Below are 1,264 nucleotides of genomic sequence, written 5' to 3'. Positions count from 1 at the left end.
CGTCCAGCCAGAAGCGTCGGCGTTGGAAGGCGTACGTCGGTAGATCCACCACACCCACACCCGGCAACAACCGCTCCCACTCCACCCCCACCCCATGCACATGCACACGCGCCAGAGCCGTCACCAGAGAACGCCGCTCCGAACGCCCCCCACGCAACACCGGAACCACCACCACATCCTCGACACCCCCCAAACACTCACCCACCAAACCCGCCAACGTCGCATCCGGCCCCAACTCCACAAACGCCGACACACCCAACCCCACCAACGTGCCCACACCATCAGCGAACCGCACCGCCGACCGAGCCTGCACAGCCCAATACTCCGCCGAAAACCCCTCCACCAACCCACCCGTCACATTCGACACCACCGGAATCCGCGGAACCGAATACGTCAACCCCCGCGCCACCTCAGTAAGCTCCTCCAACACCCCATCCAAACACGCCGAATGAAAAGCACAACCCACCCTCAAACGAGTCGCCCGCACCCCCTCCGCCCGAGCCAACTCCAACACCTCCAACACCGCACCCTCATCACCCGAAACCACCGTACTCACCGGACTGTTGAACCCCGCCACACCCACACCCGAACGCCCCTCCAACCACCCCGACACCCGCTCCCCACCCACATTCACCGCCACCATCGCCCCACCCACACCCTCCATCAAACGCCCCCGCGCACACACCAAACGCGCCGCATCCCCCAACGACAACACACCCGACACATGAGCCGCCACCACCTCACCCACCGAATGACCCACCACAAAATCCGGCACCACCCCGTAATGAACCAACAAACGAAACAACGCCACCTCAACCGCAAACAACGCCGGCTGAGTAAACACCGTCCGCCCCAAAAGCTCCGGCTCACCCTCAATCACCGAAACCAAAGAACGATCCAAAAACACATCAAGAGCCGCAACAACCTCATCAAAAGCAGCCGCAAAAACCGGCTCACTCACATACAACTCACGCCCCATACCCACCCGCTGACTACCCTGCCCCGAAAACACAAACGCCACCCCACCACCCGACACCACACGACCCGACACCACCCCACCACCCACCACACCCGCAGCCAAACCCCGAACACCCGCCAACAACTCCTCCCGACCCTCCCCCACCACCACCGCACGATGATCAAAACCCACCCGCGACACCGCAAGCGAACGACCCACCCCCACCACATCCCACCCCGAACACCCCTCCAAAAACGACACCAACCGCCCCCCCTGACCAACCACAGCCTCCACCGACCTACCCGA

General features: G+C 62.9%; 1 protein-coding gene. It reads right to left on the bottom strand.

Going from position 1 to position 1,264, the window contains the following annotated elements:
* Positions 1 to 1,150, bottom strand: a 1,150-nt coding sequence (locus tag AC0AIB_RS30965; RefSeq protein ID WP_465098040.1) for an acyltransferase domain-containing protein, incomplete at its 3' end; no start/stop codon positions are given.
* Positions 1,151 to 1,264: the final 114 nt, after the last annotated feature.

It is taken from the genome of Micromonospora sp. DSM 43699 (assembly GCF_055517075.1).
Note: the sequence above shows the minus strand (reverse complement) of the source record. Positions and strands in the feature narration are given on the sequence as shown.